Genomic DNA, 2,573 nt, shown 5'->3' with positions numbered 1-2,573 from the left:
TGACCTCCGTGCCCGGGAGGTTTGCGGAAATGGCCGTGAAGATGCCGGAGGGCTACGCCTATGGCCGCCTGCTGCTCGATCCGTTCTCTCTTGCCGTCTTTTCCTCGAAGGGCGCCACGGTCGAGCGGATGAACCGGTATCGCGACGCCGGCATGACCACGGTCGAGGCAATCCACACGATGGTCGAGAGGGGTGAGGTCGTATGAGCTGGCGCACCAATACGCTTATCGGCCTGGGCGCTGTGCTGCTGATGCAGGCTGCGCTTGCGACCGGGCTGCATCTGGGAAGAGGGCAGGGGGGTAGCCCGTCGGTGGTGACCTTCGATCCTGAACTCAGCCTGACTGCATTCGTCCTCTGGTCGGATGGAAGGCTGGAGACCGAAGAATTTGCCGGGAAGATTCCTGCGTTTCAGGAGCAGGTTGCCGCTGTGCTGCAGGCATACGCTGCTGAGAACGGCGTGATGGTGGTCCGCAAGGATGGGGTTTTGTCACACCACACGGAAGTCCCCGCCGATGTAACCGATGCGATCATGCGGGAGGTGCTAAACAGTGGCTCTCTTTAGAACCCGCTTCCGGATCTGGCCGCTGGTGTTGCTGGCGCTGTTCCTGTTTCACGTTCTGGCTTTTGGCCGGGTGGCGATCAACTTCACCGACAGCCTGCCCAGCAACGCCTTTGCCATGGTGACCTGGCCACGCCCGCTGTGGCGGGGGGCCGTGGTTGCGGTCTATGTGCCAGATGTGATCGCCGACAAGTTCGGCGAGCATGAGGTGTATCTGACCAAGCGCATTGCAGGGCTTCCCGGCGATGTTGTGCGCCGCGACGGAGATCAGATCTGCATTGGCGGCACCTGTGTTCGGGGCCAGCGCAAAAAAAAGGGCGCGATGGTCTCGCCGCTCTGGGACGCGGATGTGGTGCCGCCCGGCACGATCGCGGTGCTTGGTGAAAGTCCGGACAGCCTCGACAGCCGGTACCAGGTGATCGGGGCAATCCCCGAAGGCGACATCGTTGCCGTGGGCTTTGCCATCCCGTTTCCGCATTGGTCGTCGTTTGCGGAGGGGGCGGAATGAACGGTTACAAACCCAAGGCCTCCCTAAGCAGCGCGTTGGCGCGTGTTTGCCAGCCTTTTCCGTCGGCGCGGAGTTTTGAAAGCACGTCCGGGTCAAGCATCATTGTTACCCGCTGCTTGCGCTTTTCTTCCGGTAGCGGTGGCCGGCCTCGCACGGCTGTCGCAAAGAAATGGTCATCCAATTCCCGCACTTCACCATCATCATCGATATACGGCTCAACCTTTTTTCTGGTCGCCATACTTTCGCTCCTCTCTCGCGTTCGCCTTACGCAGGCTGATGATTCTCATTCTCTGGCCACGCCAGCACCACGCGAATACGCACAATCGTCCACGGATGGGTGCAAAGGTGGCATATCTCGTTTCCGGATAGGGCTGTCTGACGTCTTCAAGAGTGATTGCCTGATCCCAATCAGCCTGAACGACGTCCGCAAAATCAAGGCCGCGTTCCTTGAGCGTGTGCTTGCGTTTTGTTTCATCCCATTCCAGATCTTCATATTTAATATGCATACAATAAAGGACCGTTTCAAGAGTCAGGGCATGCGCCTTGGGCGCCAGATTTTTTTACCTTTGGTAATTGCTTTATTCGCCACCGCCGTTCAAGCCAAGGATCTCGGTACGCACGGTCCCCTCTTTGAGGTGATCGAGCCGTCGATCCTCGAGACGATCCACGCGCGGCTGCGGGACATGGAGGCCTCTGGCGAGCTGGCGGTGATGCAGCGGGACATGCAGGACCGCACCAAGTCTTACGTGAACCGTCCCCGTCCCGTGCCGGGCATCGGAAAAGCAACCGAATACGCGAGCTGGGAAGTGGATATGACCATCACGCTGACCGAGGATCTGGCCGATCATCAGGGTCAGGTTTTTGCGCGGGCCGGGACGGTGGTCAATCCACTGGCCTATTCGCGCTTCAACAAGCGGATCGTCCTTATTGATGGCGATGACGCAGCACAGGTTCGGTTTGCCCTTTCAGAGGGCGATGAGCTGGACACGCTGCTGGTTCTGGTGAAGGGCGATCCGCTTGGCCTGATGCGGGAGCATGGGCGTCGGTTTTACTTCGATCAGGACGCCGTGCTGGTCGACCGGTTCGGCATCAACAACGTGCCGGCCGTCGTACAGCGCGCCGATCCCGTGATGCGTGTCGAAGAGATCGTGGTGGGGGAGGCGGAATGAGCAAGGCTCTTGTCCTGACTTTTCTTCTCTGTGGCGCATTTGTGCTCGACCGGTGCTCGCGACCAGGTGCTGAGGTTCTGACGTTCAGAGCGCAGGACGTTCACGTGATCGACGGGGACACGCTTTCGGTCGGCGAGGATCGCTATCGCCTGATGGGGTTCGACACCCCGGAAATCCGTCATGCGCAGTGCGAGGATGAGCGCCAGCTGGGCGAAGCTGCGAAGCAACGTCTGTCTGCGCTTATTGCCGAGGCCGGCACCGTCTCACTGCACGTGGAACCTCACCGCGACAAGTATCGCCGGTTTCTCGCCAGGGCTTTCGTCACCGAACAGGACGT

At 59.9% G+C, this 2,573-nt stretch carries 7 protein-coding genes; 5 read left to right on the top strand and 2 right to left on the bottom strand.

Features of this window, described 5'->3' with window-relative positions; translation table 11 throughout:
- The 3 genes from GOX53_RS29150 to GOX53_RS29140 form a co-directional block, all read left to right on the top strand.
- Nucleotides 1–206 (top strand): hypothetical protein (locus GOX53_RS29150; RefSeq protein WP_217351997.1); only part of this gene is annotated, 206 nt, incomplete at its 5' end.
- Nucleotides 203–562 (top strand): hypothetical protein, encoded by a 360-nt coding sequence (locus tag GOX53_RS29145; RefSeq protein ID WP_171182376.1) that lies wholly within the window; start codon nt 203–205, stop codon nt 560–562. The genes GOX53_RS29150 and GOX53_RS29145, both read left to right, overlap by 4 nt.
- On the top strand, nt 549–1,067 hold the full coding sequence (locus GOX53_RS29140; RefSeq protein WP_171182375.1) for a S26 family signal peptidase: 519 nt from the start codon (nt 549–551) through the stop codon (nt 1,065–1,067). Before GOX53_RS29145 ends, GOX53_RS29140 begins: the two co-directional genes overlap by 14 nt.
- A gap of 4 nt (nt 1,068–1,071) precedes the next feature.
- Here GOX53_RS29140 and GOX53_RS29135 read toward each other — a convergent pair whose 3' ends face one another.
- Both GOX53_RS29135 and GOX53_RS29130 read right to left on the bottom strand, forming a co-directional pair.
- Entirely contained in the window at nt 1,072–1,305 is a 234-nt protein-coding gene (locus GOX53_RS29135) for a BrnA antitoxin family protein (RefSeq protein ID WP_171182374.1), read from the bottom strand.
- A complete protein-coding gene (locus GOX53_RS29130) occupies nt 1,283–1,573 on the bottom strand; it encodes a BrnT family toxin (RefSeq protein ID WP_171182373.1) in 291 nt (96 codons plus the stop codon). The genes GOX53_RS29135 and GOX53_RS29130 overlap by 23 nt, the downstream gene beginning before the upstream one ends.
- A 30-nt stretch (nt 1,574–1,603) precedes the next feature.
- Between GOX53_RS29130 and traW the strand changes: the two genes are divergently transcribed.
- Nucleotides 1,604–2,236, top strand: a complete 633-nt coding sequence (gene traW, locus GOX53_RS29125; RefSeq protein ID WP_171182372.1) for a type-F conjugative transfer system protein TraW — start codon at nt 1,604–1,606, stop codon at nt 2,234–2,236.
- On the top strand, nt 2,233–2,573 hold a 341-nt coding region (locus GOX53_RS29120), incomplete at its 3' end, for a thermonuclease family protein (protein ID WP_171182371.1). The genes traW and GOX53_RS29120, both read left to right, overlap by 4 nt.

It is taken from the genome of Ruegeria sp. HKCCD8929 (assembly GCF_013031405.1).
Taxonomy (GTDB): Bacteria; Pseudomonadota; Alphaproteobacteria; order Rhodobacterales; family Rhodobacteraceae; genus Ruegeria.
This window is presented reverse-complemented; position numbering and strand designations above follow the sequence as displayed.

Bases quoted from the DNA above. Each gene is read 5' to 3' on its own strand.
- GOX53_RS29145 (WP_171182376.1), top strand. From the start codon at position 203: ATGAGCTGGCGCACCAATACGCTTATCGGCCTGGGCGCTGTGCTGCTG.
- traW (WP_171182372.1), top strand. From the start codon at position 1,604: ATGCGCCTTGGGCGCCAGATTTTTTTACCTTTGGTAATTGCTTTATTC.
- GOX53_RS29130 (WP_171182373.1), bottom strand. From the start codon at position 1,573: ATGCATATTAAATATGAAGATCTGGAATGGGATGAAACAAAACGCAAG.
- GOX53_RS29135 (WP_171182374.1), bottom strand. From the start codon at position 1,305: ATGGCGACCAGAAAAAAGGTTGAGCCGTATATCGATGATGATGGTGAA.